The sequence below is a fragment of the Pseudactinotalea sp. Z1732 genome, assembly GCF_049724975.1.
In the GTDB taxonomy this organism is placed as follows: Bacteria; Actinomycetota; Actinomycetes; order Actinomycetales; family Beutenbergiaceae; genus CALKWS01.
The window spans coordinates 601,571-627,574 of record NZ_JBMPQC010000001.1 but is presented as its reverse complement, the minus strand read 5'-3'; the positions used below and the strand labels follow the sequence as shown (position 1 = coordinate 627,574).

Genomic DNA, 26,004 nt, shown 5'->3' with positions numbered 1-26,004 from the left:
CCTGTCAGTACCTGAACCGCACACGCGGATCGAGCCACGCCAGCGCCAGGTCGGAGATCAAAGTCCCGATCACCACCAGCACGGCGCTGATCAGCAACACCGATCCGGCCAGGTACATGTCCTGGGCCATCAGGGCCCGCAACAGCAGCGGACCGGTGGTATTGAGGTTCAGCACCTGGGAGGTGATCGCGTCCGCGGCGATCAGACCGGGCAGAATCCACCCGATGGTGGAGAAGAACGGGTTCAACGCCACCCGGACGGGGTACTTGATCAGCATCTTCGTGCGCGGCACCCCCCGCGCCCGGGCCGCGACCACATAGGGCTTGCGCAACTCATCGAGCAGGTTCGCCCGCAGGATCCGGATATTGGCCGCAGTACCCGCGGTGCCCCAGATCACCACCGGGATCCACAAGTGCGCCAGCAGATCACCCACCCGCGCCAGCGACCACGGCGCGTCCCGGAACTCCGGAGAGAACAACCCACCCACACTCTGACCGAAATAGGTCAGGCTCAGCCACATCAGTACCAGCGCGATCAGGAAGTTCGGCACCGCCAACCCGACGTAGCCCAGGAACGTGAAGGCATAGTCCCCGGCGGAGTACTGCCGGATCGCCGAGTACACCCCGATCGGGAAGGACACCGCCCAGATGAACAGCAACGTCAGCACCGACAACAGGATCGTCAGCGGCAACCGCTCGCCGAGCAGGGAACTGACCGTGCGACCGTAGTCGAAGGAATCCCCGAAGTCACCGTTGAAGATGATGTTGGAGAACCACATCCAGTACTGCACGTACCAGGGCTGGTCCAGCCCGTAGCGCTGGGTGAGCCGCTCCAGCTGGGCCGCCCCCAGACTCCCGTCCCCCTGCGCGGCCAACTGGGCCTGCAGGGTGGTCAGGTAGTCCCCCGGGGGCAACTGGATGATGACGAAGGTGATCACGGAGATGATCCAGATCGTGGGGATCAGGATCAACACGCGCCGCATGATGTACTGCAGCATTCAGCGCACCACCCCATCTGGTGACAACGAGTTCGCCATGAACCGGACCCGGGCTCAGTCCTCGGAGAAGAACCAGGCTGGGATGTCCGTCGGGCCCGGCGTCAGGTACAGCCAACTGTCCGGGTAGGACTCCACGACGTTGCGCAGGTTGTTCTTCCTGATGCCATAACCGTCGGTGGGCAGGGCGATCCCGATGGCGTAGAACTGCTCCTTGGCGATCTCCAGGATCCGCCGGAACATCACCTTCTGTTCCTCCAGATCCGGCTCCAGCGGGATCTGCCAGTACAGTTCCATCTGCTCCAGCGTCTCCGCTGGCGGCTCCTCGACGTCCTCGCCCTCGCCCAGGCTGGAGAAGTAGGCGGACCACTTCACGCCGTAGAGGGATTCGTCGCTGGTGGGGAACCACCAACGAGTTTCGTTCATCTCCACCCGGTAGCCACCGTCCCCGGCCCACACGCCGGCGTCGAACTGGTTCGCGTCGGGGTTCTTACGGTCGTAGAACAGGGTCCGTTCGATCGTGTTCACCTCAGGAAGCCCGGGGGGTTGGCGTTCAGTTCCTCGTTGAAGTACACGTCCTCGATGGCGAACATCACGTCGTCCGCGGTCACCGGCTCACCATCGGACCACCGCATGCCCTCGCGCAAATGCATGGTGAACTCGGTGGCGTCGTCATTGATGTCGACGGACTTGAAGGTGCCCGGCAGTCCCACCTCGGCGAGCGAGTGGTCGGCGCGCATCATCGGTTCATAGGCGATGATGCGCTCCAACCAGGGGTCATCGCCCTGGCCCAGCGCAGCACCCTGGTAGGTGCCGCCGTAGACGCCGAACTCCTGGGTCTCCACGACCAGTCGGTCGGACTCGATCGGCAGGCGCTCCTCCAGCGGGGGCAGTTCCCCGGCCTCGACCTGCTCGGTCAGCAGCGGGGACTCCTTCGGGCGGTCCGGGTCCGGGGCGGCCTCGGCGCCATCGCCCTCGCCGTCGGCATCCGGGTCGGCGGTGCCTCCGCCGCCGCAGGCGGCCAGGGACACGGTCGCCAGTGCACCGCCGCCGGCGTAGAGCATGGTGCGGCGGGAGAGCAGACTCGGGTCGGGTGTGGCTGAACTGGTTCTCGCGTTCATTCCTGGGTCCTCCTTGACTCCGTATCCCGGCACCTGCGCGCGGGATGAAAAACCTTGTGTGTGGATGCCGTGTGTGCTATGAGGGTGTGCGTACGAGACCTCCACCTGCCCAGCGACTATAGGAAAGCCCGCGCACGGAGCAGAACAAAAGCGACATATTCGATCATGATCTGTGGCGCTTCGGGCACTCAGGACGGACCGCTCCCCGGGTCGACCCGTGCGCACCACCCCGTCAGTACTCGACCACAGCCCCACAGGACTCGCGCACCGTCAGCCGGGGGAGCAACTGGGAATGCCTGGGCGCCTCCTGCTCGGCCTCGGTGCGCAACCGCCGATCGATCAGCCGCAGGGCCTCCCGGCCCAGTTCCCGACGCGGTGGTGCGATCGCCGTCAACGGAACCGCGCCGTGCCCGGCCACCACGTCGTCGTAGGAGATCACCGCCAGGTCCTCGGGGATTCTCAGGCCGCGCAGTTGGGCGACCTCCACGATCCGGATCGCGTGCCGGTCCGAATGCGCGAGCACGGCCCGGGCGCCCAGCCCGTGCCGGTGCTCGATGAACTCCTCGATCGCTGCGGTCAAGTCGTCCGGGTCGTCGTGATCGCTCGGCAGCGTCACCGCCGCCACCGGATCCAGCCCGAGTTGGGCCACCGCCTGGTGGTATCCCTCCCGGATCGCCGGCGCAGTGGGAGTCGCCTCGGTCGCAGCGAGCACCACGCTGCGGTGACCCAGCCGGGCGAAGTGGTCCACCGCGAGCAGACCACCGTGGCGGTGGTCGGTGCGCACGCTGTCCAGTTCCCGTACCGCCCGGCTGGCTCCCACGTCGCGTTCCAGCACCACCACCGGCACCGGGATCGACTCCAGCCAGGCCGCGATGTCGGCAGGCACTTGCTCGTGCAGGGTGGGGGTCAGCACCAGGCCCTTGACGCCCAGGGCCAGCAGCCGCTCCACCTGGGTCCGTTCGGCCTCCGGTCGGTAGTCGGAGATGCCCAGCACGATCCGGACACCCAGTTCGGCGGCCACCGACTCCATCCCCGCGATCACGTCCGGGTAGTAGAACGTCGATGAGGGCACCACCACCCCGATCAGGGTGCGCGCCGGGCGTGGTTTGGCGGACTTGCGTTGTGCGGCCACCGCGCCGCCGTGCACACGCTGGACCAGGCCGTCGGCCTCCAACTGACTGATGTCCCGCCGGATCGTCACCTGGGTCACGCCCAGTTCGGCGGCGGCCTCGCTGGCCCGCACGGTTCCGTAGAGGGTGATCTGCCGGAGCAGGTACTCCTGGCGGGCACGCGCCAGCATCAACGGGCCCCGGGAAAGCAGCCGACGACGTCGGTGCGCAGTCCCCCGAGGGGACGGTCGGTGCGGTGCCGGCCGGCGAGTGGGGACGGGCCGGCGAAGCGCGGCCGGCCGGGGCGGTGCGCGCTGCCGGTCCGGGCAGGTGCGGGGCGGATCATGGTCCTCGTCTTCTCTGGCGGGATCCTCGGGCTCAAGCGGTCAGCGACGCGGCGTCGGGCAGGTGCTGGCTGCGCAACGGTGCTCCGCTGAGCCATCGCTGGAGTTCGTTGATGGCGTGATCACTCATCCGACGCGCCTCGTTGCCCAGGGAACCGGCGATATGGGGTGTGATGAGCACATTATCCATCGCGCGCAGGGGGTGGTCCGGCGCCAGCGGCTCGGGGTCGGTCACGTCCAGGATCGCGTACAGGCGTCCGGTGCCACATTCCCGCGTCAGTGCCTCCTGGTCGATCACCACGCCGCGGGCGGTGTTGATCACCGTGGCCCCGTCCGGCAGCAGGGCCAGTTCCCGGGCCCCGATCATGCCCCGAGTCTCGGGCAGTGCTGGGGCGTGCACGCTGAGGATCTCGGAGGTGGCCATCGTCTCGTCCAGGCTGGTCAATTCCCCGCCGAGAGCAGCCACCTGCTCGGGATCGGCGTAGGGGTCGTAGACTCGCAGCGCACCCAGTTCGAGCAGGGACAGCAGGTCCATCACACGGCGGCCGATGCGGGAGAAACCGACGATGCCCACCGCCCGGCCCCGGTTGGTCAGGTCCGAACGGCCCATCCCGGCTTGCCAGCTCTGCACCGAGGTGCGGGCGATGAACGGCACCCGCTTGCCGGCCATGATGATCGCGGCCAGGGTGTACTCGGCCACCGGGATCGCGTTGACGTCAGCGGCAGTACTCACCACGATCCCGCGTTCGTGCACTTCCTCGGTGACCATGTATCGCACGCTGCCGGCGGCGTGCAGCACCGCTCGCAGCCGGGGTGCCGCGGCCAGGACTTCCGGGGTCAGCGCCGGCGCCCCCCAGGAGGTGAGGAGCACCTCGGCCTCCGCCAGCCGCGCTCGGGCGGCCGCGGAGGTCAACTCGTGCACCACCGCTGGTTCCTCCATCGATACCAGCGTGTCCAACCTGTCGAGTTGGTCCTGCCCGAACTGCAGCGCGAAGGACTCGGGGTTCATCACCAGCAGGGCTCGGGGGGGCGCGGACAACATTGCTCCCACAGGCACCTCAGTTCTCGTGACCGGTTTTGTTTAGTTCGATCGCCAATGATCGGCAATTGGTCGTCGCAATCCTAGAGTGGAGGATCCGCAAATCGGCCATGGCGGCCAAGAACCCGGACAGAAACGAACATTTCGGATGGAGGCGGCGTGCAGGAATCCACCACTCCGATGCGCGCATTGTGGGGGGGTCGGGCCGAGGCGCCGGCGCTGCGGCACGTACTGCGAGCCCCCGACCAGGCATTGCCGGTGGCGCCGGCCACCGACCGCGCCGTCTGGGACCTCGGGGCCGGCCGGCTACACCACCCCACCGTGGCCGACCTCATCGAGACCGCGCAGCGAGACCGCGAGCACCCTTGGCCGCACACGCTGGCCACGCTGCTGGCCGACTACGTCCGCGCCGACAACCGGGTGGGCTATGAGGAGCAGATCTTCACCCGGCAGGGCCGGTTGTCCCGTGCGGTCATCGCCGCGGCCGCGACCGGCGAGGCGCACTGGCTCGATGATGTGGCCGACGGCCTGATCCAACTGTGCGAGCAGACCACCTGGTGCTGGCCCGCCCATGAGGAGTCCTTCAGCAAGCGCGGCTGGCTGCTACCCGACCCGGACGCCCCGGTGCTGGACCTGGGCGCCGGTGAGGTCGTCGCCCAGATCGCCTGGACCGATCACCTGCTCGGCGCGTCCCTGGACGAGCACTTCCCCGGCCTGCGCACCAGGCTGCGCCGCGAGGCCCGGCTGCGGGTGCTGGACCCCTACCTGGAGCGGCGGGACTGGTGGTGGATCGGCACCGAGCGCCGGGTGAACAACTGGAACCCGTGGATCTGCGGCAACGTCGCACTGGCCGCCCTCCGGTTGCTCGACGGACCCGAAGAGGCGGACCTGCGCGCCCGGATCGTGGCCCAGACCATCGCCGACGCCGACAACTTCGTGGACTCGCTGCCGGCCGATGGCGCCGTCGATGAGGGCGCCTCGTACTGGTGGGAGGGCGTCGGCCGGCTGCTGGAGATGCTCGACGTGCTGCACCACGCCACCGGAGGCGAGCTCGACGCCGGCGCGATCCCGGCCGTCGGAGCCGCACTGGCCTACCTGCACCGGATGCACCTAGGGAAGGGCTGGTACGTCGGGGTGGCCGACAGCGCGGCCCGCGCCTACCCCGGGGTCCCCTGGAACGTGCCCTACCGCTGGGCGGTGCGCCTCAGCGACGAGCGGGCCCGGGACCATGCCGCCGCCCAGGTCCACCCCGGGGAGCCGCTGATCACCGTGCACCGGCGCCCGACCAGTTCACTGGGCCGGATCCTGCACACGATCACCGACACCGCCTTCGCCGCCGCCGCCGGGGGTGCTGAACCTGCCCCGGAACCCGCGGTGTGGCTGCCCTCGGTCCAGATGCTGGTGCGTCATGGCCCCGCCCAGCGGGAGCCGCGCCTGAGCCTGGCGATCAAGGGCGGGCACAACGGGGAGAACCACAACCACAACGACATCGGCGCCGTGACGGTGGCCCTGAACGGGGTGCCCGTGGTGGTCGATGCCGGACGGCCCACCTACACCCGGCAGACGTTCGGACCGGACCGGTACCAGTTGTGGCCCATGCAGAGCCAGTGGCACAGCGTGCCGCTGATCCGCGGCAGTGGACAACGGGACGGGGAGCAGTACCGGGCGCGGAGCGTCTCGGTGCTGCCCGACGACGACGCGCCCCGGGGCATGGAACTGGACCTGGCCGCGGCCTACCCGCGCGCGGATGTGCGCACCTGGGTGCGCCGGGCGGAACTGGGCGACGGCGAGGTGCGGGTGAGCGATTCCTGGCACCTGGACGCCCCGGACGGTGAGACCGGACCCACCCGGGTGCACTGGATCCTGGCCGGGTCGGTGCGGCTCGTCGAACCCGGGCGCGCCACGGTGACGCCCGTGCAGGGCGAGGATGCTCTCGAACTCACCTGGGATCCGGACCTGCCCGCCGGCCTGGAGGTGCAGGAACTCGATGACCCGATGCTGACCGAGGTCTGGGGGGACCGACTGACCCGGTTGTTCATCGAAGTGGACACCAGCACCACCGGCTCCACCGGCTCCACCGGCTCCACCGGCTCCACCGGCTCCACCGGCTCCACCGGCTCCACCGGCTCCACCGGCTCCACGACCATGGTGATCCGCTGACTGGCAGCCGCTGCGCGTGAGTTTAGCGGCCGCGCTTGGCCGCAGCCGGCACGATGTCGACGGGTGCGGGTGTGGTCTTGCGGCGCCCGGCGCGGGCCTTGGCCTCGGACTGCATCTGCTTCTTGGTGGCCGCGAAGGAACAGATCGGGCAAATGGCCAGATCGTGGCGCTGCGCCGGGCAGTACTCCCGGCCGAAGTAGATGATCTGCAGGTGACGGCGGTTCCAGGTGTCCTTGGCGAAGGCGCGCTTGAGGTCGCCCTCCACCTTCTCCACCGTGGTGCCGGTGGACAGCCCCCAGCGGCGGGCCAGGCGGAAGATGTGGGTGTCGACCGGGAAGGCCGGGATGTCGAACCCCTGAGCCATCACCACACTCGCGGTCTTGTGCCCCACCCCGGCCAGGGACTCCAGGAACTCCCAGTCCGGGACCACCTCGCCCCCGGCGTCCATGATCTGCCCGGCCGCGGTCCAGAGGTTGCGCGCCTTGGTGGGTGCTAGGCCGATCTCACGGATCAGTTCCCGGATCCGTTCCGCACCAAGGGCATACATCTGCTCCGGTGTCGAAGCCTCCGCGAACAGAACCGGGGTGACCTCATTGACCTTCTTGTCGGTGGTCTGGGCGGACAGGGCCACCGCCACCAGCAGGGTGTAGGCGTCGGTGTGGTCCAACGCCGGCACCGGTTCCGGGTAGAGGTCCTCGAGGATCTCGCTGATCCGCTCCACTTTCTCCGCTCGTCGCACCCGACCAACCTACCCGTGCGAGCGCCCACTGGCGGCGCGGTCGATCACCAACGCCACCTGCACCCGGTTGGCTGCGTCGAGCTTGGTCATCGCGTTCGTCAGGTGCGTCTTGACGGTGGCCTCACTGAGGTAGTTCTGGCGAGCGATCTGGGCGTTGGTCAGGCCGGCGGCAACCGCAGTGGTAATCGTCTGCTCCCGGTCCGTGAGCCCTTCCACCCGCTCCCTGGCCTCCCGGCGCTTCTGACCGGAGGTGTCGGCCTGGACGTGGGCCATCACCGTACGAGCCGCTCGCGGGGACAACGCTCCGTCGCCGGCGGCCACCGAGCGGATCGCGGTGATGATCTCGGCCGGGTCGGCATCCTTGGCCAGGAAGCCGTGGGCCCCGGCGTGCACGGCCTCCAGGATCACGTCCTCGCTGTCGAAGGAGGTCAGGGCGATCACCCCCGGCGGGTCCGGTAGGGCCATCACCGACCGGGTCGCTTCCACTCCGCTGACGCGATGCATCCGCAGGTCCATCACGACAACGTCGGGATGATGCTTGTGCACCGCGGGGATGACCTCATCGCCGTCGCCGACATCGGCGACCACGGAAAGATCGGCCTGCTCGATGATGGTGCGCAGTAGCTGACGCACCATCGCGTCATCGTCCACCACGAGTACCCGGATCATTCCGCCGAGTCTAGAACCGACCTCCGACACCGCCCAGCGGCAACGACGCGGCAGCCGCCCCCGGCAACACTCGGCGCGCCGGCACTCTCTTTCGCCCGCCCCGGCTGCCTGCGCACACGTCGGGTGGGGGCGCTACCCCGAGGTGGTCGCCACCCAGGGCAACTCTGCGTGCAGGAGGTACGTGTCGCCGTCGACTCCTGCCTGAAAGGTTCCCCCGAGCATGTGCACCCGTTCGGCAATGCCGCGCAACCCGGATCCGCTTGAGCCCGGCGCCGGCCCCGGCTCACTGCCGGTAGGCCCGACGACGGCGTCTGCCGATCCGAACCGCCCCGGCGCGCCGCTCCATGACCCGGACCCGCCGATCCCCTGTGGGAGCAGGCGGTTGGTCACCGTGACCTGCACGCCCCGCCCGGGAGCGGCACGCAGGTCCAGGTGCACCGGTGCGGTCGGGGCGTGCTTGACCGCGTTCGTCAGGCCCTCCTGCACGATCCGGTAGACCGCTCGGGTCAGCGCCGGCGGGGCCGATTCCGCTCCGGAGACCATGATCATCGGGGTGATGTCCGCTCCGGCGCTGCGGGCATCGTCCACCAGCCCGGGCAGGTCAGCGAGCGTGGGGGCGCCTGCGCCGAGGCGGTCCGAGGCCGCGGAGTCGCGCAACGTGCTGATCAACGAGCGCATCTCCTCCAGCGCTCTGTGCGCGGCCGAACGCATCGAACGGGCCGCCCCGGGCACGTCGGTGCCGGGATCGGCGGCGGTGACTTCCAGCGCCGAGGCGTGCAGGGACACCAGGGACAGGTGATGGGCGACGGTGTCGTGCATCTCCCGGGCGATCAGGTCGCGCTCCTCCTGACGGGACAGTTCCGTGCGCAACTGATGCGCGGCGCGCTCGTGCGCCCGCTCGGCCCGCCGGGCGGCACGGGCGCTCGCGCGATAGCGGCGGGCCATCCCGACCGCTACCGTCAACCCCACGCCCAGCACCACCAGGGCGACATAGCCACCGGCGCCACCCACGCCGGCGGGGCACGCTCGGGCAGCGGGCGATCCGGGCCGGGGCTGGTCATGTCACGCATCGTAGGCATCACCACCCACAACGGACGTCATCCGGTTGGCCATGATTACCACCGCCCGGCTACGACTTTCGGCTGGCCGGGTGCACCGGATCGGACGAAGCGCTGAACGGGTCCGGGCGGACAGGCTCGATGACGTACTGCAGGTTCGCCATCGAGGAACAGGAGCATCATGAGTCAGCATCCACAGGGTCCGCCGCCGGGAACACCTACCGGTCCACCGCACGGTGCCGCGGCACCACACGCCCCTTACCCCGGCCCGGAACAGCCGGAGCCCCCCGCACCTCGCAAGCGGAACTGGTTCGCCCGGCACAAGATCCTCACCGGGTTTCTCGCTGTCCTCGCGTTCGTCGCGGTCATTGGCATCGCCACCTCCGGGGATGGGGACGAGGGCACCGGCGCCGCACCCGGTCAGTCCGCGGAGACGAACGCGGATGCCGCGCAGCAGGATGATGAGCCGGCCGAGGCGCCCGGGATCGGTGAGAACGTATCCGATGGGGACTTCGAGTTCGTGGTCACCGAGGTCGAGACCGGCGTGGACCGGATCGGGTCGGAGTTCCTGAACGAGCAGCCCCAGGGTCAGTTCGTGCTGGTCTACCTCGAGGTAACCAACACCGGCAGTGCCGCCGAGACCTTCTGGACGTCCGAGCAGGGCCTGGTCGACACCGAGGGACGCACCCATTCCGCCGACGATTCCGCCGCCCTTCTCCTCGACGACGGCGAGTTCCTGCTGACCGAGATCAACCCGGGGAACACCGCCCGGACCGCCCTGGTTTTCGATATCCCAGCAGACGCCGAGCCGGCCGCGGTGGAACTCCACGGCTCGATGTTCTCCCGGGGGGTGACGGTGAACCTGCAGTAGCCGCCGCACGGGAGAACCGGGGGGCGTGGCCCCGGGCACCGATCCGGTGTCCGGGGCCACGGGCCGTGCGGCCCGGGTTCGATGACAACGGACCACGGGATCTGTCCGGAGGTCGTCGTCTCACGCGTCAGGGGTGCGGCGGCCGCGCCGCCGGGCCCACACCAGCACCGGAATCAACATCAGGGACAGCACCCCACCGGCCAGGGACAGCGTGGCGAAGTCTGTCGCCGCCACCACCACACCGGACATGGCACCACCACCGGCGCCGGCCAGAGCGATCAGGACGTCGATAGTGCCCTGGGTACGCGGGCGGTTCTGTAGAACGGTGGCATCGACCACCAGAGCCGTTCCGGCGATCACCCCGAAGTTCCAGCCCAGGCCGAGCAGGGCAAGGGCCAGGATGAGCCAGAACAGGGAGTCCCCGGGCGCCAGCGCGGCGGTGAGCCCGGCCAACAGCAGCGTGACTCCCGAAGCGATCGCCATCGGGGTGCGACCGACCTTGTCCACCAGCACCCCGGTGATCAGGGACGGCAGGTACATGGCACCGACATGGACGCCGATCACCAGCCCCACCGCAGCCAGGTCGTGGTGGTGGGCCCGCATGTGCACCGGCGTCATCGTCATGATCGCCACCATCGCGATCTGGCTGAGCACCATCACGGTGGCACCCACGTACGCCCCCGCACCCGCCCTGGGTACCGGTTCGGCCGTGTCCGGACCCGTACCCGCCCTGGGTACCGGTTCGGCCGTGTCCGGACCCGCAGGACCGGGCGCTCGTCCGGGTGCTTCCGTCGTCAGGGGACCTTCCGCCGTCCCGGCACCCTCCGCCGCCCGCGCGTCGCGGCGACGCGCCAGCAGGTACGGGTCCGGCCGCAGGAACATCATCAAGGTTGCCCCGGCCGCCAGGTAGGCCACGCCGGCGAGCAGGAACGGACCGGCCAGCGGCGGAATCCCCAGGGTCGTGGCCAGGACACCCAACGGTTCCACCAGGTTCGGCCCGGCCACCGCACCCAGGGTGGTGGCCACCATCGCGATACTGATCGCCGCGCCCCGCCGCGCCGGGAGGGCCAGGTCCGTCCCGGCGTACCGGGCCTGCAGGTTGGTCGCGGTGCCGGCGCCGTAGACGAACAAGGACACGAACAGCAAGGGCACGTTGCCGGTGACCGCCGCCAGGACCACACCGAGCGAACCGATGCCCCCGGCCCCGAACCCGATCCCGAGACCCACCCGCCTTCCCCACCGGTGGGTGAACCGCCCCACCAGGTAGGCCGCGAGCGCCGACCCGAGGGTGAACAGACCCACGGGGAGCCCTTCCAGCCCGTCGCGGCTGAGCATCTCCTGGGCCAGCAGCGCGCCCACGGTGATACCGGCGGCCAGACCCGCCCCGCCCAGGACCTGGCTGACCACCACCACGGTCAGGGTGCGCTTCTGGACCCGGACCCGGGTCGACTCGTCAAGGTCCGCAGCCGGGGCCGGGCCCACCGGCCGCTCGCCACGGTTCGTGGTCACGCCGCGCCGCCTGCTCGCTCAGTCCTGGTGGTAGCGGCGCTGCAGATCACGAACCTCCTCGGCGAACTCCTCGACCGGGCCCTCCGTACGTATTCCGGGGGCCACCTGAGCGATAGGCAACGGTGCCACCGGCGCGGGCGCCGCCCCGAGTTCACCCCACCAGCCCCGCAACTGATCGGAGGAGGTGGCGTAGACGATCCGGCCCAGACCTGCCCAGGCGTGCGCGGCCGCACACATCGGGCAGTGCTCGCCGGAGGTGTACACGGTCGCCGCCGATCGCTGCTTGGGTCCCAGATGCGCCACGGCCCACCGGGCGATCGAGAACTCCGGGTGCCGGGTGCGATCACCCTCTGCGTCCCGGTTGTGGTCCTCGAACAACACGGTGCCCTGCGATCCCACCAGCAGCGAGCCGAAGGGCGAGTTTCCGCCGTCCAAGGCCGCGCGTGCCAGTTCCACGCATCGGCGCAGGTGCGCGCGATCCACGTCAGTGACCATGGCGCCATCCTGACCGATGCCGCCCCGATTACGGCGGAAGCCACGGCGAGCCGCCGGATGCGAGCCACGTCTCAGGCACCACACCGCCTCGACGCACTCACGTCGAGGCGTGGTGGGTCGAGGGTGTGGTCCGCACCGGGGTCGACGGCGATGCCTGGGCGCAGGGGCGGTGCCTCGGCGCCGGGTCGCCCAGGGCCTGCTGCAGGTCCGCGATGAGATCGACCGGGTCCTCCAACCCGACGGAGATCCGCAGCACGTCCGGATGGGGACGCGCCTCCGGTGCCACCGGGCGGTGGGTCAGGGCGGCCGGGTGCTGGATGAGGGAGTCCACGCCACCAAGGGAGACCGCGTGCCCGATCAGCCGGCACCGCCCGGCCACCCGCACCGCTGCCTCGAAGCCGCCGTGCACCTGCACCGCCAGCATCGCCCCGGGCCCCGACATCTGCGTGCCGACCAGTCCCTTCGGATCCTGACCGGGCAGCCCGGGGTAATACACCCGGGCGACGGCGGGATGTTCAGCCACGACTCTGGCCACCTGGCGGGCACCCTCCTGCTGGGCCCGGACCCGCACCGGAAGCGTCTGCAGACCGCGGTGCAGCTGATACCCGGCCAGCGGGTGCAACAGGCCACCGGTCAGGGCCCGCACCGCCCGGAGCCGGCGGGCCCAGTGGGCATCGGTGGCGATCACACCGCCCACGATGTCGCCGTGGCCACCGAGGTACTTGGTGGCCGAGTGCAGCACCAGTCGCGCCCCCTGCGCGACCGGAGTCTGCAAGACCGGGCTGGCGAACGTGTTGTCGACCAGTACCGGCACCTGCCCGGCCTGGGCAACCACGGCGGCGATGTCCAGCAGTTCCAGGGTGGGGTTGGCCGGAGTCTCGATGATCACCAGGCCGGTGTCGGGCCGCAGCGCAGCCGCAATGCCGTCCGCCCGCGCCCAGGTCACCTCCGTACCCAACAGACCGGTGGCCAGCACGTGGTCACTTCCCCCGTAGAGCGGACGTACCCCGACCACGTGCGGGGTGCCGGCCTGCACGGCGGCCAACAGGGCTGCGGACAAAGCCGCCATGCCGGAGGCGTAGGCGACGGACTCCTCGGCACGTTCCATCGTGGCCAGGGCGTCCTCGAACCGGGCCACGGTGGGATTCCAGAGCCGGGAGTAGACCATCGAGCCGCCCGGCTGTGGACGCCCGCCACCGGCGAGCACCTCATAGGACTCCCCACCCGATTCCACATCGGTGATCTGGTAGGTGCTGGACAGGTCGATCGGCGGAACGTGCGCCTGGCCGAGGTTCTCCCGGCCGGCGTGCACAGCGTTGGTGTCGGGTCCAAGGGTGTTCGGGCGCGACATGGTTTCCTCCTTGCAGACGGCGTCGTCCGTCAGGTCCGTAGGGTGAACGGGTCCTCCCAGCGTGTCACACGGGGGTCGGGAACAACCCCCTTCGGAGAGCCGGGCCCTTAGGATCGGGACACATGTCCACGGTGATCCTGGTCCGGCACGGTCGTAGCACCGCGAACGCCGACGGCGTGTTGGCCGGCCGCACGCCCGGTATCGAACTCGATGAGACCGGGCGGGAACAGGCCGAGCGCACCGGACGGCGCCTCGGCGCCGTGCCCTTGGTGGGCGTCGTCTCAAGCCCGCTGGAGCGCTGCCGACAGACCGCGAACGCGATCCTGGCGCACCAAACCGGCTCCCCGACGGCACCAACCGAGACCGCTCTGACCGAGTGTGACTACGGCGATTGGCAGGGCCGCAAGATCGCCGACCTGGCGAACGAGGACCTGTGGACGGTCGTCCAACGACACCCTGCGGCCGCGGTGTTCCCCGGCGGGGAGTCCCTGGCCGCGATGCAGGCACGGGCGGTTGCGGCGGTGCGACGTCATCTCGCTGCGTTCCAGGCCACGCACGGATCCGCGGCGGTATGGGCGGTGGTCAGTCATGGTGACCTCATCAAGTCGATCCTGGCAGACGCCCTCGGTCTGCACCTCGACCTGTTCCAACGCATCCACGTCCATCCGGCATCGGTGTCGATCGTGCGGTACACGACCGCCAGCCCCGAGGTGGTCGCCATGAACACCGACGCGGGAGACCTATCGTGGCTGCGCGAGCAGGCAAGCGAAGCCCAGGTCGGTGGCGGAGCGGGGCCCGGGCACGCACGTGCCTCCGGCGACTCCTAACATGGAGAGGTGTCCCGCATCGTCCATAGTTTCGACTGGCCCGATCGGTTCGTCGTCGGCACGCTCGGTCAGCCCGGCTCACGTACCTTCTACCTGCAGGCCCGCACCAAGGCCGAGATCGTCAGCGTCGCCTTGGAGAAGGAGCAGTCGGCCGCGCTCGCCGAGCAGATCGACAAGCTCCTCGATCAACTGATGTCCCACCCGGACAACCCCTTCAGCGTTCCGGAGTCGCCACCGGAACGACTTCTCGACGACGACCCGCTGGATCAGCCCGTGGAGGAGCAGTTCCGGGTGGGTGCGCTGACGCTGGGCTGGGACGCCTCGACCTCCCAGATCGTCATCGAGGCCCTCGCGGCCCCCGAGGTCGATCCTGAGACGCTCGAGCCGCTCGCCCCGGAACCGGAGGAGTCCCTCGTGGTCCGGATCCCGGTCGGCGCCGCGCGGGCATTCGCCGAACGCACCCGGGCCGTGGTGGGCGCAGGCCGGCCACTGTGTCCGCTCTGCCGCGAGCCGGTGGATCCGCACGGCCATGTCTGCGATCTGACCGACGGATTCCCGTGATTCCCGCCGACCTTCGAGACGGCGAACTCGTCCTGGAGGGTCGGATCATCCAGGCTTCCAACGCCACCTTCCTCGGCCGGATCGGCACGGTGAAGGTTGTCTACAAGCCGGTGGCCGGCGAACGTCCCCTCTGGGACTTCCCCGGCTCCACCCTGGCCCGCCGGGAGGTAGCGGCCTATCTCGTCTCGGAGTCCTTCGGCTGGGACCTGGTTCCACGGACCTGGCTGCGCGATGGCCCCTTCGGCCCGGGGATGGTTCAGGTGTGGCAACAACCCGATCCGGCCCAGCAGGCTGTCGACCTGGTCCCCACCGACGACGTTCCCGTCGAAGGCTGGTGTCACGTCTTCGACGGCCTGGACGCACAGGACCGTCCGGTCTCACTGATCCACGAGGACTCGCCGGTGCTGCGGCGGATGGCCGTGTTCGACGTCGTGGTGAACAACGCCGACCGCAAGGGCGGGCACGTGCTGGAGATGACCGATGGGCACCGCTATGGCGTGGACCACGGGCTCACCTTCCACAGTGACAACAAGTTGCGCACGGTCCTGTGGGGGTGGCTGGGCCATGATCTGCACGCCGAGGAGCGGGCGGGCCTGGAGCGCCTCCAGGGCGCTCTGGACACCGACTTGGGCGACCCCCTCGGCGAACTGATCTCCGGTTCCGAGATCGCGGCACTGGTCGGGCGGTGCGACCACCTGCTGCGCCACGCGCGGTTCCCCGCTCCCGCGGGTGAGATGCCCCCAATCCCCTGGCCCCCGTTCTGAAGACCACCGACGGCCGCAGGCGGAGCGATCTCAGCCATGGTCCTGCCGCCCTGCCATCCGGGCAGCCGAACACGGGCGGCCACGAAAGATGGTCTCGCGGCCAGCCCGTGAGGTGCCCCCGCTCAGCTGGCGGCGGCCAGCGCGGGCATCGGCGGGATCGTGCCCTGCAGGATGGCCGCATCGATCGTGGCCTCGGTCTCGGCCTCGTCCATCGACAGCACGATGGAGATCTCCGCCACCAGCGGGATCAGGGCGTCGCGCAGGAGGTTCTTCTCACCGAACGACAGACCCTTGCCGTCGAGGCGACGACTGAGGTCGCGGACCAGTCCGGCGATCGTGCGGATGTCACCGCTACGGAACCGGTCGGTGTTGGCCTTGATGCGCCGGGACCAGTTTGAGGGCTCTTCCTCGCTCGGAGCCGCCAGCACGTCGAAGATCTCCCGCAGATCCTCGATGCCGAGCACCGGACGAAGGCCGGTCTCCTCAGCCCGCTCCTCGGGAACCTCGACGACGAGGTCGGTTCCGGACACCTGCAACTTCAGGTAGCGGATGCGCGTGCCCCGTAGGGTGCGCGTGGTGGTCTTCGTGATGGTCGCCGGTCCGTGGTGGGGGTGGACGATGACCTGACCCTTGGTGAAATTCAATGCGTGACCCTTCGACGAACGAGCGCCACACTCGACCGCTTGGGTCGGCTCTTGAGGCCCACCGGCGGTCGTCTCGAGACCCACCATCGGTGGGTGATGACACAGCGGAACTTACACCCCTATGGAGGAACGTACGCGACCGCTGCGAGCCAGCCTTTCTATTCTCTCATGAAATGTGTCGATTTTCCTGACGACTTGATCACTATTCGGCGGCGCGGACCGGATTAGTTCCCGATCGCGGGGTGCCAGATGGTAATGCCGGTGGGTAGGAGGCGGTTCATCCGGAAGTACCGGACGCCGCGGGGGCAAGTGCCGAAGCTGCACGTCACCGCCGTGGCGGCGGCGACGTCGACGCCGCGAATTCGCGCCGGGAGGATCGTCGTGTCCGATTCCACCGGGCATAGGAAGAATCCGGGCCCGAACGGTCCGGAAATGCCGCCATGATTCATGGCCGGCCACTTCGGCCGCCAGGCAACTGCGTTCCTATCGGGGCAGCGCCGTATTGATCGTTCGGCGCATCTCATCCACCCAGCCCAACGCGGTGGGCCAGGCCGATACCACCAGCCAGGTCACGCCGGCATCGGCGTACTCCTGTGCCGGCACGCCTTCGGCCCAGGGGGCGACCACGTCCCACTCGCCGTCCTGCTCCGCCGCAGGTGGCACCTGGTCGAGGTAGGCGACCAGCTCCCGGGGTGTGGGCAACGACTCGGCCATCGGCGCGATGCCGTCCCAGCGGCGCGCGCGGCGCAGGGGCCGAACATTCGGCAGCCCACCTGCAACCCAGATCGGCGGGCGCTGCTGGATGGGCCTGGGCAGGAAGTTCGCCCTGACCCGGTAATGCTCTCCGTCGAAGTCGGTCGGGCCCCGCCACAACTGGTCGATGAGGTCCAGCCCCTCGTCGAGCATCGCAGCCCGCACCTTGCCGTCGGCCTCATCACCCAGATCGGCGAAGTCCAGGTCCGGCGGCTCCCCCAGTCCGACGCCCAGCACCGCACGACCGTTGCTGAGGTGGTCCAGGGTGGTGATCTGCTTGGCCACCACCCACGGGCGCCGCCTCGACAATGGGGTGACCAACGGTCCGAGCACCACCCGCTCGGTGGCCTGGGCCAGAGCGCCGAGCAGCACCCACGGGTCGTGCACCTCCATGCCCTGGGTCCACTGCACGTGGTCCCACAGGAACACCCCGTCCCATCCGGCGTCCTCGGCCTCCCGGCCCAGGGCCATCACAGTGGCCACGTCGGTGAACGGGGGGATGCTCAACGCGTACTTCATACTCCCCCAACCTACGCGAGGCCTCACGGTAAGTTCTGGCTCTGGAGCCCGACCTCATCGCCGCACTGCGCCGCGCGGTCGCGGCAGCGCCGCAGGACGTGACACTACGGGTGCACCTGGCCGAACAGTTGCTACAGACCGGCGACGGCGCCGGTGCGGTAGCCGAGGCCGCCGCGGCCCTGGGGGTCGATCCCTCCAATGAAGAGGCTCGGGCCATCATGGCCCGGGCGTTGCAGCCCGGTCCGCCGGGCTCCGGGGCGGGCACGGAAGCGCCGGGCCCCGGCGCGGCACCGGCAGGCGGGGAACCGGATGGCTTCGACTGGGCCGCGGCCCAGTCCCAGTTCGACCACGACCCCGACGATCCCCTCTTCTCAGACTCCGAGGGCCCGCACACCAGCAGTGCCGAAGGGCAGCACGTCGGGAACGACCGGTACTCGATCGACACCCCGGCCATCACGCTGGCCGAGGTCGGGGGGATGAAGACGGCCAAAGACCGACTCAACGCGGCATTCCTCGCGCCGCTGCGCAATCCCGAGTTGCGCCAACGCTTCGCCAAGACCCTGCGTGGCGGGCTGTTGCTCTACGGTCCTCCGGGATGCGGAAAGACCTTCATCGCCCGGGCGTTGGCGGGTGAATTGGGGGCGAAGTTCCTCTCCATCGGCATCACCGACGTCCTCGACCCGCACTTCGGCCAATCCGAACGCAATCTGCACGACGCGTTCCAACTCGCCCGCCGGGAGGCACCGTGCGTGCTGTTCTTCGACGAGGTGGACGCACTCGGTGGCCGCCGCAGTCACACCTCCACCTCCATGATGCGCACCGCGGTGAACCAGCTGCTGAGCGAGTTGGACGGTGTCGGCACCGACAATGACGGCGTGTTCGTCCTTGCTGCCACGAACCAACCCTGGGAGGTTGATCCGGCGTTACGCCGTCCGGGCAGGTTCGACCGCACCGTGCTCGTGCTCCCTCCCGATCGCGAGGCACGAGCGGCCATCTTCGCCTTCCACCTGCGCACGCGTCCGACCGGGATTATCGATATCAACGCCCTCGCCCGCGCCTCCCCGGTGAACCTCGCTAAGCGGGGTAGGCCGGTGCGAGCGCCGATCCACCCGAGCATTCTTTGAGGCGTCCACGGAGTTTCCCCCTGACCAGGCTCGTCGCCGGCGTCCTCCCTTTCGCTAGTCGCAGGTCACCTGGAGTTCCGCGTTGCCGACGGCGGCATAGGAGCCGTCGTCGGTGCGGACCATCTCGGGACTGGCGGTGATGCGTGACCCCTCGACGTGGAGTCCGGCCAGGTCCCCCAGGACGTCAGCGTGCTCATACTCTCGCTCGGCCTCGCCAAAGGGGTCGTCCGTCCCGATGTACACGTTCAACTGGTTGTTGTCGCCGGAGTCCACGAAGGCCGGTGCCCCGGTGTCGTCAGTGCCCGGCCCGCTGACGATGATGTGATCCCCGGTCAGGCAGGTCTCCGGTGTGAAGGTGACCTCGTAGCCGTCGACAGACACCACACCTTCGGCAGCTGTCGTCGAACTCGCACCATTCCCCTCCTCGGTGCCGTCGGCGTCATCCTCTGGGGTGGCGACGGTGTCACCGCCCCCCTCCCCGGTGCCGTCGGCATCGGCCTCCTCGGCGGAGACGTGCACGGAGTCGCCGGCCCCGCTCTGTGTGTCGTCACTCGCTGCGCCGTCGTCGTCGCCCGAGCCGCATCCCGCGAGCAGCAGCGCGCTGGTGAGCGCGAACGCGGCGGCAGTACTCTTCTTCATGTCTCTCCTGGTCGGTGAAGTGGTGTGAGGAACTGTCAGGGGCAGGTCGCGGCGGCGACGAAGTCGCCTTCCAGTGGTTCTTCGGCGAACATGACCCCGGCCAGCGTGCCGATCGCCGTTGCTTCATCGCCGACAGCACGCACCAGTGGGGACTCGCCGGCGCCCTCCAGCCAGTCAGGTTCTTCACCTTCGTCACGCCCGTGCTGCGCCATCGAGTTGCTGTACTGCGCCATGGCCTCGTCGTCACCGGAGTCGATCAGGTGCGCGAACTGAACGTGCTCGTTCTCGAAGTTGAAGCCGAGATCGGCGCCGATCTCACGACTGAGGTAGAGACGGTGGCCGCTGCCGGTGCTCTCCTCACTCGCACTGACGATGAACTGGCCGCGACCTGGCTCGTCGTTGACGGTACAAGAGAGAGTCGTGAACTCGAAGCGCTCCCCTCCGATCTCGATGTAGGCGGTGCCCGGGGCTGCCGGAGCGACGCCTTCGTGCAGCCCATCGGCATAGAGTTCGTCCAGATAGTCGGTGGACGGCGCCGGTGCGGCGGCGTCCTCATCCTGTTCCTCTGCCTGCTCCGTGGACGACGCGGGAGCGGCGTCCTGCGGTTCTCCGGCCGCCTCCGTCTCCACCGGATCCAGCACCTCACCGTCATCCCGTGCAGTGCTCGAGGCGCATCCGGCGAGCAGTCCGAAGGCCGCTAGCACGGCGGCCGCCCTGGTCATGGTGGTTCCCAGCCTCACAGCGCGACTCCCTCTCGGTTACCCAGACGACGCCCGATCGCGAGCAAGCACGCGCCGAGGCCAAGAGCGAGAATGCTCACGGCTCCAGTCCACGCACTGACCATCGCGACCGCCTTGTCGGCAGCGTGCGCGGGGACCATCCCGACGGTAAGGAGCACCAGCAGCGTACTGCCCGCGACAAGTGCGGGCAGCGGGAACTGAGCAGAGCGACGTCTCGACATATTCAACTTTCCTGAACGGCATTGGCGTAGCGGGGGGCAACGCTAGGCTCGACGTCGCACCAAAGCGATAGTGAAAAGTTGACTATGCCGAGGGTCCGCGGTTTCCGCGCCCTCTCGAAGCCCGGAGAGGACACGACGCGCGTGACCGGAGCGCCACATCAGGACGGCGTACGTCGCCTCCTGGAAGCCGTGGCCGCCGGTCGGGCCTTGATCCTCACCGGACCCGGTGGTGGCGGCAAGTCGTACACGCTGCAGTTGACGCAGGATGCACTGTTGGCTGCCGGCAAGAGTGCGCCCCTCATCGCCGGCCACGTCTCGGGCTCGTCGGTGCCACTGGGCGTCTTCGCGGGCGTGAAAAAACTCTCCGCGACGGTGCTGGAGTCCCCGGCGGCTGTTGTCGATGTCTTTGCGCGCCGCCGCTCGGAGACCGTCTTGTTGGTCGACGATGTGGACCACCTCGACGATGCGTCTCTCTACGTCGTGACTCAACTGATCTCCACGACACGGCTGCCGGCGGTCCTCACCACCCGTTGCCTGAACACCGCACCGCAGTGCATCCAGGACCTCTATGACGGCGGGCACCTCATCGAGACGGTGCGCTCCCCGTTGGCCGAGGCCGAGGCCCGGGCTCTCGTCTCCGACCTCGTCGGCGGCGCGCTCACACCCCGCGCCCTGTCGGAGATCCTCGCGGCGGGCGACGGGAACCCGCTACACCTGCGGGAGATCGTCCGCGGATCGCTGGCCGATGGTCGTCTCACCCAGACCCCCCATGGCTGGGAGCTCATCGGGTCGCCTGCGCTCACGTCGCGGCTGACCAGCCTCACCGCCGAGCGTTTCGAACGACTGTCCGCGACCAATGTGGAGGCCGCGACCTTCATCGCCATGGCCGGGGAGTGCCCGTACGACGCGATCAGTGACGACGACCGCAGTGCGTTGGCTCGTGCGGACGTCATCGAACTCACCGACTGCGGTTGGTTGCGACTGTCGCACCCGCTCGATGCACAGCATCTCCTGTCGACCTGCCCGTCTGCGCTGCGGCACGAGATCACGCACCGTGCAATAGACGTGCTGCGGGGCCCCTCCGCGGCATCACGCCCGCACGCGAAGCGCCAGGCAGACGTTCTGTCCCTCGAGCACGGTTGCGACTTCGAGATCTCATCCATGATCGCGCTGGGTGAGTACGCGCTCGGATCCTTCGATGCGCAACTCGCACTGCGTGCTGCCACCGCTGTTCTCGAGCGCGATCCGGACGCACTGCACGCCCGACGTACCGCTGGTCTTGCCGCCTCACTGCTCGGCCACACCGAGACCGCCGATGTGCACTTCAGGATGGCGACGTCGCTCGCTCGAACAGATGACGAACGGACGTCGGTGGCGCTCGCCCGCGCACAACACCTCGGCGTGCGTCAGTACGATGCGACGGCAGCACGAGAGGTCGTCCGAGAGGCCCTGGAGGTTGTCACCGACCCGACGAGCAGCGCCCATCTGCAGGCCGCGATCCAGCGCTGGGCAGCCGTCGCCGGGCAGTCACACGAGGCGATCGCGGCGCCAGAGGAAGCCGGCAGTCTCGAGGGGGTGGTCAGCCTGATCACCGCCGGGGTCGCCGGTGTGATCACCGGACCCTTGCACCACACCACCGCATTGCTGCCCAGAATGCGGGAGGTCCCCGCCGAACTCCTGGCCCTGGTTCCCGGTGGCGGTTCCCTCGTCGAACTCACCGAAAGCATGGTGTTGTCCTACAGCGGCGACGTTCTTGCCACCAGGCGCCGGTTGAGCCAGGCGATCACTGCGGCCGGAGTGGAGGAGCCAGAGTCCGTAGGCGTCTGGGAGTACGCGCTGGGGTTCCTGGAGTTCCTCTCCGCAGATGCCGAGCAGGCCTACCTCCTTGGTCGTGCCGCCGTCGCTCACCTCTCGTGGCGCGACAGCACCGGCCTCATGCCTGCCGCACAGGCCCTCACTGCCGCAGCCGCGATCGCGACCGGGCGAGACATCGAGGCACGCATGGCACTCGACGCGGTCCCTGAGGCTGCCGCACAGGACCCCAAGGTCGTCATGCTGCGAACCTGGGCCGACGCCTGGCAGGCGAGCGCTGAGCGCCGCGCCGACCAGGGCGCTGACATGCTGCTCGAGACGGCTCGATGGCTCATGACGGTCCAGCACACGTACTTCGCCGGCATGATCGCCCACTGCGTCGCGAGGATGGGCCGGCGAACTGCCGAGACCGCTGCTCTGCTCCGGTCCGCGTCCGAACTCGCAGGTGGTGGCCTCCTGAGGCTGTTCGCGAGCCACGCTCACGCCGTCGCCAACCATGATGTCCCCGCGCTCGAGGACGTCGCCTCAGACGCAACCGAGTTGGGTCTCCGCACGACCGCCGCTGATACGCGGCTCTGGTTGTCACACATCACCGATCGTCGGATCATCTCCGAAGCGGGGGCGCGCCGGCACCTTCTCGCCGCAGACGAGATGCGTGTGCGAATGCCGACCATGGCGTTGTGGAACGCGGCTCCGGTTCGCTCCACACTGCTGACCGAGAGGGAGCACGACGTCGTACGACTCGCCGCCGACCGGTACACCACGAAGGAGATCGCGGAGATCAACAACGTCTCGGTCAACACCGTGACGAACCAGCTGGCGTCCGCGTTCCGCAAGTTGGCGGTGGGCAGTCGAGCCGAGTTGCGCGACCTCCTGCACGCCGGGCGGCGATGAACCCAGGCCCACCGACGACAAACGGCGGAACCCGGGGACTCCGCCGTTCCGTTCTGTGCGCGAGGGGGAACTGAACCGTGAGACCATCACGCCGGCTTCTGTCCGCCCTGCCCCTCGAGTTCGCGCGCCACTGAGGAGAAGACCCAGTGGCGCCACTCGGTCAGCGTCCAGCCGGACTCGAGCACGAAGAGCAGGTAGCACTCCACCGACTCGGTCGCATAGATCACTGTTGCGAGTCGGCCGCGGTCGACGAGCGCGCCGCCCGGTCGGCCACAGATCTGGTCGGCCAGCAGCCGGCTGAACTCGGCTCGCTGTCGCCGCATCGTCCGCATCAACTCCATGACCTCGGGGTCGGCCTCCGCCGCGAGCATGGCCCGGTAGATGGGGGCCACCCGGGCCGTGCGGACGTGCATCTCGTCCAACGCCGCGCGCCAGGCCTCGGTCGCCGACTCGCACCGGGACAGTGCACGGAACCAGGCACGGTCGACTAGCGGCACCGGTTCGCCGTCGCCCGCGAGCGCGACATCATGTGCGGCCGCGATGAGGCCGACCTTCGAGCCGTGGGCGGAGTAGATGGTCTGCACCGCCACGCCAGCCTCCTGGGCGATCTCACCGAGTGTCGTCGCCACGTAGCCCTGGCGGATGAACAGCTCCGTTGCAATACGCACCACCTGCGCCCGCGCCTCATCGTTGCGCGGCCTGCCTCGTCGATGCGTCACACCACACCTCCCTCGTTGTCCCGATCGGGTCCCAGTGTATATTCTGGAATTACATTCCACTATTTCGTTGGAGAAACTACTATGACTCGCATCACGATCGCCTACTACTCCTCGACCGGATCGGTTCACGCCCTGGCGGACGCCATGGCCGACGGCGCCCGGCAGGCCGGCGGAGACGTACGCCTGCGTCGCGTGGCCGAACTCGTTCCGCAGGACGTCATCGATCGCCACCCGGAATGGCGCGACCACCTCGACGCAACCGCCCACATCCCTACCGCCACCGTCGCGGACCTGGCGTGGGCCGATGGCTTCGCGCTCGGCACACCCGCGCGGTTCGGCCAGCCGGCCGCGCAGGTCAAGCAGTTCCTCGACTCGACCAGCGCGGCCTGGCAGCAAGGTGCCCTCGCCGACAAGCCGGCGACCGGGTTCACGAGTGCCTACGAGCGACACGGCGGGCAGGAATCGACCCTCCTGGCGCTGTACCACACGTACTGTCACTGGGGCTCGATCGTCGTCCCGACGGCGTACATCGACGCGGACCTGGCCCACCGGGCCGGGGGCAACCCTTACGGCGTCAGCAACATCGCGGCCGACGGGCCGCCCGATCCGGACGTGCTCGAACTGGCCCGCTTCCAGGGCCGACGCCTCACGGCCATTGCCGGCCTGATCGCCGCTCGACAGGCAGCCGCAGCATGAGCATCACCGACGGCCGCCCCGGGAAGGAGCGACGGCTGGCTGGCCGCCGGAGGGTGGCACTGGCGACCCTGACCGGCGCGAACCTCCTGGTCTTCGCGTCCGTGACCATCATGAACGTGGCCCTGCCCGACGTGCGTGCCGACCTGGGGCTGTCGGCGAGCGCCACCCAGGGAATCGTCACGCTCTACTCACTCACCTTTGGGACGCTGATCCTCCTGGCCGGTCGCCTTGCCGACGTCGTGGGGCTGCGACGGTGCCTCACTGCGGGCCTCACCGGCTTTGCCGCTGCATCTCTGGCGGGAGGACTCGCCGACGACGCCGCCGTCCTGCTCACCATGCGTGCACTCCAGGGCGCGGCCGGCGCCTTCGTCGCTGCCACCGCCGTGTCCCTGATGTCGGTCACGTTCCCCCGAGGCCGCAGCCGCCAGATCGCGTTCGGGACCCTCGGGGTCGTCATGGGGATCGGGACGGCTGGATCGTTCCTGCTGGGCGGTGCGCTGGTCGACCTGCTCTCATGGCGCTGGTGCCTCCTCGTCAACGTCCCGCTGGCCCTCGTCCTCGCCGCCGGGGTCACGTCCACGGCTCCACCCGGCCCCCGTCCGGAGCGCGCCCGCAGGGTGGACGTCGTCGGCGCGGCGCTCATCACCGCGTCCCTCGGCGCCCTCGTCCTGGGGCTGGACCGAACGGCGGCGTGGGCCTGGACGCACCCCGGCACGGTGGGTCTCCTCGTCGCCGGCGCCCTGGGTGTCGCGACCTTCGCCGCCACCCTCAGGAGCAAACAGCATCCGCTGGTGCCGCTGTGGCTGCTGCGAGACCGGAGCCGGGCCATCGCCTACGCCTCAGCCGCCGTCGGGGGGTTGGGCATGTTTGCTGGCATGTTCATCCTCACCGCATTCCTCCAGGAGGCCAAGGAGCTCTCGCCCGTCTGGATCGGGCTCGCCTTCGTCCCGTTCGGGATCGGAGCGGTGACCGCGACCTCGACACTCCCGGCACTGCGGTCACGCGTCTCCCCCGCCAGGGTCCTCGCTCTGGGACTCACGCTCACCGCGGTTGCGATCGTCACGTTCGTCGCCCTCCGACCCGAGTCCGGCTACCTCACCGGCGTCGTGCCGGCGATGTTGCTGCTCGGCTCGGGCGGCACCGTCGTCATGATCACGGCCGGGGACGTAGCCACAGCAGGGGCAGGCGGGGACAGCGGTGTCGCTGGAGCCATGGTCAACTCGGCGCAACAGGTCGGCGCAGCCCTCGGCACCGCCCTGCTCACCGCGGTAATGACCGCGGCCACGCGCGAGCAGCTCACCTCAGGCTCACAGCCACTGGATGCCGTAGTAGCAGGCTACGCACGCGCCGGCCTCGTCGGAACGGCCATCCTCGCCGCGGCAATGGTGGGCGTAGTTCTGCTAGGGAGGACTGCCGATGAGGCCTGGCGGGTTGATCCCACGCAGCAGGCCACGAGACGCCCCGTCGACTGACGCCAGGGTGCGTCGACGGCGCCGGTCACCATCGACGAATTGGCGGCGCGTGCCGGGGCGGCGACCGCGTCGGCGGCGCGTCCTACGAGCACCGGGACCTGATCTCGCCCGAGATGGCAACCAGCGCAGCGACAGCACCCCACGTGCACCCTTGGTCGTC

25 protein-coding genes are annotated in these 26,004 nt (G+C 69.2%); 9 read left to right on the top strand and 16 right to left on the bottom strand.

The window, feature by feature from the left end; genetic code table 11:
- Positions 1 to 4 precede the first annotated feature (4 nt).
- The 5 genes from ACPL7H_RS02965 to ACPL7H_RS02945 form a co-directional block, all read right to left on the bottom strand.
- A complete protein-coding gene (locus ACPL7H_RS02965) occupies positions 5 to 997 on the bottom strand; it encodes an ABC transporter permease (RefSeq protein ID WP_424795623.1) in 993 nt (330 codons plus the stop codon).
- A gap of 54 nt (positions 998 to 1,051) precedes the next feature.
- A complete protein-coding gene (locus tag ACPL7H_RS02960) occupies positions 1,052 to 1,522 on the bottom strand; it encodes a hypothetical protein (protein ID WP_424795622.1) in 471 nt (156 codons plus the stop codon).
- Complete coding sequence (locus tag ACPL7H_RS02955; protein ID WP_424795621.1) at positions 1,519 to 2,115, bottom strand: ABC transporter substrate-binding protein; 597 nt, start codon at positions 2,113 to 2,115, stop codon at positions 1,519 to 1,521. The genes ACPL7H_RS02960 and ACPL7H_RS02955 overlap by 4 nt, the downstream gene beginning before the upstream one ends.
- 232 nt (positions 2,116 to 2,347) lie before the next feature.
- Positions 2,348 to 3,415, bottom strand: a complete 1,068-nt coding sequence (locus ACPL7H_RS02950; protein ID WP_424795620.1) for a substrate-binding domain-containing protein — start codon at positions 3,413 to 3,415, stop codon at positions 2,348 to 2,350.
- Between the two features lie 187 nt (positions 3,416 to 3,602).
- On the bottom strand, positions 3,603 to 4,610 hold the full coding sequence (locus ACPL7H_RS02945; RefSeq protein WP_424795619.1) for a hydroxyacid dehydrogenase: 1,008 nt from the start codon (positions 4,608 to 4,610) through the stop codon (positions 3,603 to 3,605).
- A gap of 156 nt (positions 4,611 to 4,766) precedes the next feature.
- Here ACPL7H_RS02945 and ACPL7H_RS02940 point away from each other — a divergent pair, with 156 nt between their 5' ends.
- Positions 4,767 to 6,767 carry a heparinase II/III domain-containing protein gene (locus ACPL7H_RS02940; protein ID WP_424795618.1) on the top strand — a complete coding sequence of 667 codons (2,001 nt, stop codon included), beginning with the start codon at positions 4,767 to 4,769 and terminating at the stop codon, positions 6,765 to 6,767.
- Between the two features lie 22 nt (positions 6,768 to 6,789).
- On the opposite strand, the gene ACPL7H_RS02935 is transcribed toward ACPL7H_RS02940, so the two are convergent.
- From ACPL7H_RS02935 to ACPL7H_RS02925, 3 genes are all read right to left on the bottom strand, one after another.
- On the bottom strand, positions 6,790 to 7,506 hold the full coding sequence (locus ACPL7H_RS02935) for an endonuclease III domain-containing protein (protein WP_424795617.1): 717 nt from the start codon (positions 7,504 to 7,506) through the stop codon (positions 6,790 to 6,792).
- Positions 7,507 to 7,515: 9 nt separating this feature from the next.
- Positions 7,516 to 8,175 carry a response regulator gene (locus tag ACPL7H_RS02930; protein ID WP_424795616.1) on the bottom strand — a complete coding sequence of 220 codons (660 nt, stop codon included), beginning with the start codon at positions 8,173 to 8,175 and terminating at the stop codon, positions 7,516 to 7,518.
- A 132-nt stretch (positions 8,176 to 8,307) separates the two neighbouring features.
- On the bottom strand, positions 8,308 to 9,186 hold the full coding sequence (locus tag ACPL7H_RS02925) for a sensor histidine kinase (protein ID WP_424795615.1): 879 nt from the start codon (positions 9,184 to 9,186) through the stop codon (positions 8,308 to 8,310).
- Between the two features lie 228 nt (positions 9,187 to 9,414).
- Here ACPL7H_RS02925 and ACPL7H_RS02920 point away from each other — a divergent pair, with 228 nt between their 5' ends.
- A complete protein-coding gene (locus ACPL7H_RS02920; protein ID WP_424795614.1) occupies positions 9,415 to 10,104 on the top strand; it encodes a DUF4352 domain-containing protein in 690 nt (229 codons plus the stop codon).
- A 120-nt stretch (positions 10,105 to 10,224) separates the two neighbouring features.
- On the opposite strand, the gene ACPL7H_RS02915 is transcribed toward ACPL7H_RS02920, so the two are convergent.
- The 3 genes from ACPL7H_RS02915 to ACPL7H_RS02905 form a co-directional block, all read right to left on the bottom strand.
- Positions 10,225 to 11,613: an MFS transporter gene (locus ACPL7H_RS02915; protein WP_424795613.1), complete on the bottom strand. Its 1,389-nt coding sequence runs from the start codon at positions 11,611 to 11,613 to the stop codon at positions 10,225 to 10,227.
- Between the two features lie 18 nt (positions 11,614 to 11,631).
- Positions 11,632 to 12,108 (bottom strand): nucleoside deaminase, encoded by a 477-nt coding sequence (locus tag ACPL7H_RS02910; protein ID WP_424795612.1) that lies wholly within the window; start codon positions 12,106 to 12,108, stop codon positions 11,632 to 11,634.
- A gap of 97 nt (positions 12,109 to 12,205) precedes the next feature.
- Entirely contained in the window at positions 12,206 to 13,459 is a 1,254-nt protein-coding gene (locus tag ACPL7H_RS02905; protein WP_424795611.1) for a trans-sulfuration enzyme family protein, read from the bottom strand.
- Between the two features lie 122 nt (positions 13,460 to 13,581).
- Here ACPL7H_RS02905 and ACPL7H_RS02900 point away from each other — a divergent pair, with 122 nt between their 5' ends.
- From ACPL7H_RS02900 to ACPL7H_RS02890, 3 genes are read left to right on the top strand one after another with little or no spacing between them, the layout of a single operon-like run.
- Entirely contained in the window at positions 13,582 to 14,286 is a 705-nt protein-coding gene (locus ACPL7H_RS02900) for an MSMEG_4193 family putative phosphomutase (protein WP_424795610.1), read from the top strand.
- Between the two features lie 9 nt (positions 14,287 to 14,295).
- Positions 14,296 to 14,847, top strand: a complete 552-nt coding sequence (locus ACPL7H_RS02895; protein ID WP_424787228.1) for a DUF3090 domain-containing protein — start codon at positions 14,296 to 14,298, stop codon at positions 14,845 to 14,847.
- Complete coding sequence (locus tag ACPL7H_RS02890; RefSeq protein ID WP_424795791.1) at positions 14,847 to 15,611, top strand: SCO1664 family protein; 765 nt, start codon at positions 14,847 to 14,849, stop codon at positions 15,609 to 15,611. Before ACPL7H_RS02895 ends, ACPL7H_RS02890 begins: the two co-directional genes overlap by 1 nt.
- Positions 15,612 to 15,733: 122 nt before the next feature.
- On the opposite strand, the gene ACPL7H_RS02885 is transcribed toward ACPL7H_RS02890, so the two are convergent.
- Positions 15,734 to 16,255, bottom strand: coding sequence for a CarD family transcriptional regulator (locus ACPL7H_RS02885; protein WP_424787230.1), 522 nt, complete (start codon positions 16,253 to 16,255; stop codon positions 15,734 to 15,736).
- Between the two features lie 483 nt (positions 16,256 to 16,738).
- Positions 16,739 to 17,527 carry an LLM class flavin-dependent oxidoreductase gene (locus tag ACPL7H_RS02880; protein WP_424795609.1) on the bottom strand — a complete coding sequence of 263 codons (789 nt, stop codon included), beginning with the start codon at positions 17,525 to 17,527 and terminating at the stop codon, positions 16,739 to 16,741.
- A gap of 98 nt (positions 17,528 to 17,625) precedes the next feature.
- Here ACPL7H_RS02880 and ACPL7H_RS02875 point away from each other — a divergent pair, with 98 nt between their 5' ends.
- On the top strand, positions 17,626 to 18,651 hold the full coding sequence (locus ACPL7H_RS02875; protein ID WP_424795608.1) for an ATP-binding protein: 1,026 nt from the start codon (positions 17,626 to 17,628) through the stop codon (positions 18,649 to 18,651).
- A gap of 54 nt (positions 18,652 to 18,705) precedes the next feature.
- Here ACPL7H_RS02875 and ACPL7H_RS02870 read toward each other — a convergent pair whose 3' ends face one another.
- Positions 18,706 to 19,290, bottom strand: a complete 585-nt coding sequence (locus ACPL7H_RS02870; protein ID WP_424795607.1) for a hypothetical protein — start codon at positions 19,288 to 19,290, stop codon at positions 18,706 to 18,708.
- Positions 19,291 to 19,325: 35 nt separating this feature from the next.
- Positions 19,326 to 19,931, bottom strand: a complete 606-nt coding sequence (locus ACPL7H_RS02865) for a hypothetical protein (RefSeq protein ID WP_424795606.1) — start codon at positions 19,929 to 19,931, stop codon at positions 19,326 to 19,328.
- Between the two features lie 461 nt (positions 19,932 to 20,392).
- Here ACPL7H_RS02865 and ACPL7H_RS02860 point away from each other — a divergent pair, with 461 nt between their 5' ends.
- On the top strand, positions 20,393 to 22,957 hold the full coding sequence (locus ACPL7H_RS02860; RefSeq protein WP_424795605.1) for a LuxR C-terminal-related transcriptional regulator: 2,565 nt from the start codon (positions 20,393 to 20,395) through the stop codon (positions 22,955 to 22,957).
- 86 nt (positions 22,958 to 23,043) lie between these two features.
- On the opposite strand, the gene ACPL7H_RS02855 is transcribed toward ACPL7H_RS02860, so the two are convergent.
- Positions 23,044 to 23,676 (bottom strand): TetR/AcrR family transcriptional regulator, encoded by a 633-nt coding sequence (locus ACPL7H_RS02855; RefSeq protein ID WP_424787236.1) that lies wholly within the window; start codon positions 23,674 to 23,676, stop codon positions 23,044 to 23,046.
- A gap of 81 nt (positions 23,677 to 23,757) precedes the next feature.
- On the opposite strand from ACPL7H_RS02855, the gene wrbA reads away from it, so the two are divergent.
- Positions 23,758 to 24,372, top strand: coding sequence for an NAD(P)H:quinone oxidoreductase (gene wrbA, locus ACPL7H_RS02850; RefSeq protein WP_424795604.1), 615 nt, complete (start codon positions 23,758 to 23,760; stop codon positions 24,370 to 24,372).
- Positions 24,369 to 25,844 (top strand): MFS transporter, encoded by a 1,476-nt coding sequence (locus tag ACPL7H_RS02845; protein ID WP_424795603.1) that lies wholly within the window; start codon positions 24,369 to 24,371, stop codon positions 25,842 to 25,844. Before wrbA ends, ACPL7H_RS02845 begins: the two co-directional genes overlap by 4 nt.
- The last annotated feature ends 160 nt before the right edge of the window (positions 25,845 to 26,004 follow it).

Bases quoted from the DNA above. Each gene is read 5' to 3' on its own strand.
- ACPL7H_RS02950 (WP_424795620.1), bottom strand. From the start codon at position 3,415: ATGCTGGCGCGTGCCCGCCAGGAGTACCTGCTCCGGCAGATCACCCTC.
- ACPL7H_RS02945 (WP_424795619.1), bottom strand. From the start codon at position 4,610: ATGTTGTCCGCGCCCCCCCGAGCCCTGCTGGTGATGAACCCCGAGTCC.
- ACPL7H_RS02965 (WP_424795623.1), bottom strand. From the start codon at position 997: ATGCTGCAGTACATCATGCGGCGCGTGTTGATCCTGATCCCCACGATC.
- ACPL7H_RS02910 (WP_424795612.1), bottom strand. From the start codon at position 12,108: ATGGTCACTGACGTGGATCGCGCGCACCTGCGCCGATGCGTGGAACTG.
- wrbA (WP_424795604.1), top strand. From the start codon at position 23,758: ATGACTCGCATCACGATCGCCTACTACTCCTCGACCGGATCGGTTCAC.
- ACPL7H_RS02880 (WP_424795609.1), bottom strand. From the start codon at position 17,527: ATGAAGTACGCGTTGAGCATCCCCCCGTTCACCGACGTGGCCACTGTG.
- ACPL7H_RS02905 (WP_424795611.1), bottom strand. From the start codon at position 13,459: ATGTCGCGCCCGAACACCCTTGGACCCGACACCAACGCTGTGCACGCC.
- ACPL7H_RS02870 (WP_424795607.1), bottom strand. From the start codon at position 19,290: ATGAAGAAGAGTACTGCCGCCGCGTTCGCGCTCACCAGCGCGCTGCTG.
- ACPL7H_RS02900 (WP_424795610.1), top strand. From the start codon at position 13,582: ATGTCCACGGTGATCCTGGTCCGGCACGGTCGTAGCACCGCGAACGCC.
- ACPL7H_RS02845 (WP_424795603.1), top strand. From the start codon at position 24,369: ATGAGCATCACCGACGGCCGCCCCGGGAAGGAGCGACGGCTGGCTGGC.
- ACPL7H_RS02930 (WP_424795616.1), bottom strand. From the start codon at position 8,175: ATGATCCGGGTACTCGTGGTGGACGATGACGCGATGGTGCGTCAGCTA.
- ACPL7H_RS02920 (WP_424795614.1), top strand. From the start codon at position 9,415: ATGAGTCAGCATCCACAGGGTCCGCCGCCGGGAACACCTACCGGTCCA.
- ACPL7H_RS02955 (WP_424795621.1), bottom strand. From the start codon at position 2,115: ATGAACGCGAGAACCAGTTCAGCCACACCCGACCCGAGTCTGCTCTCC.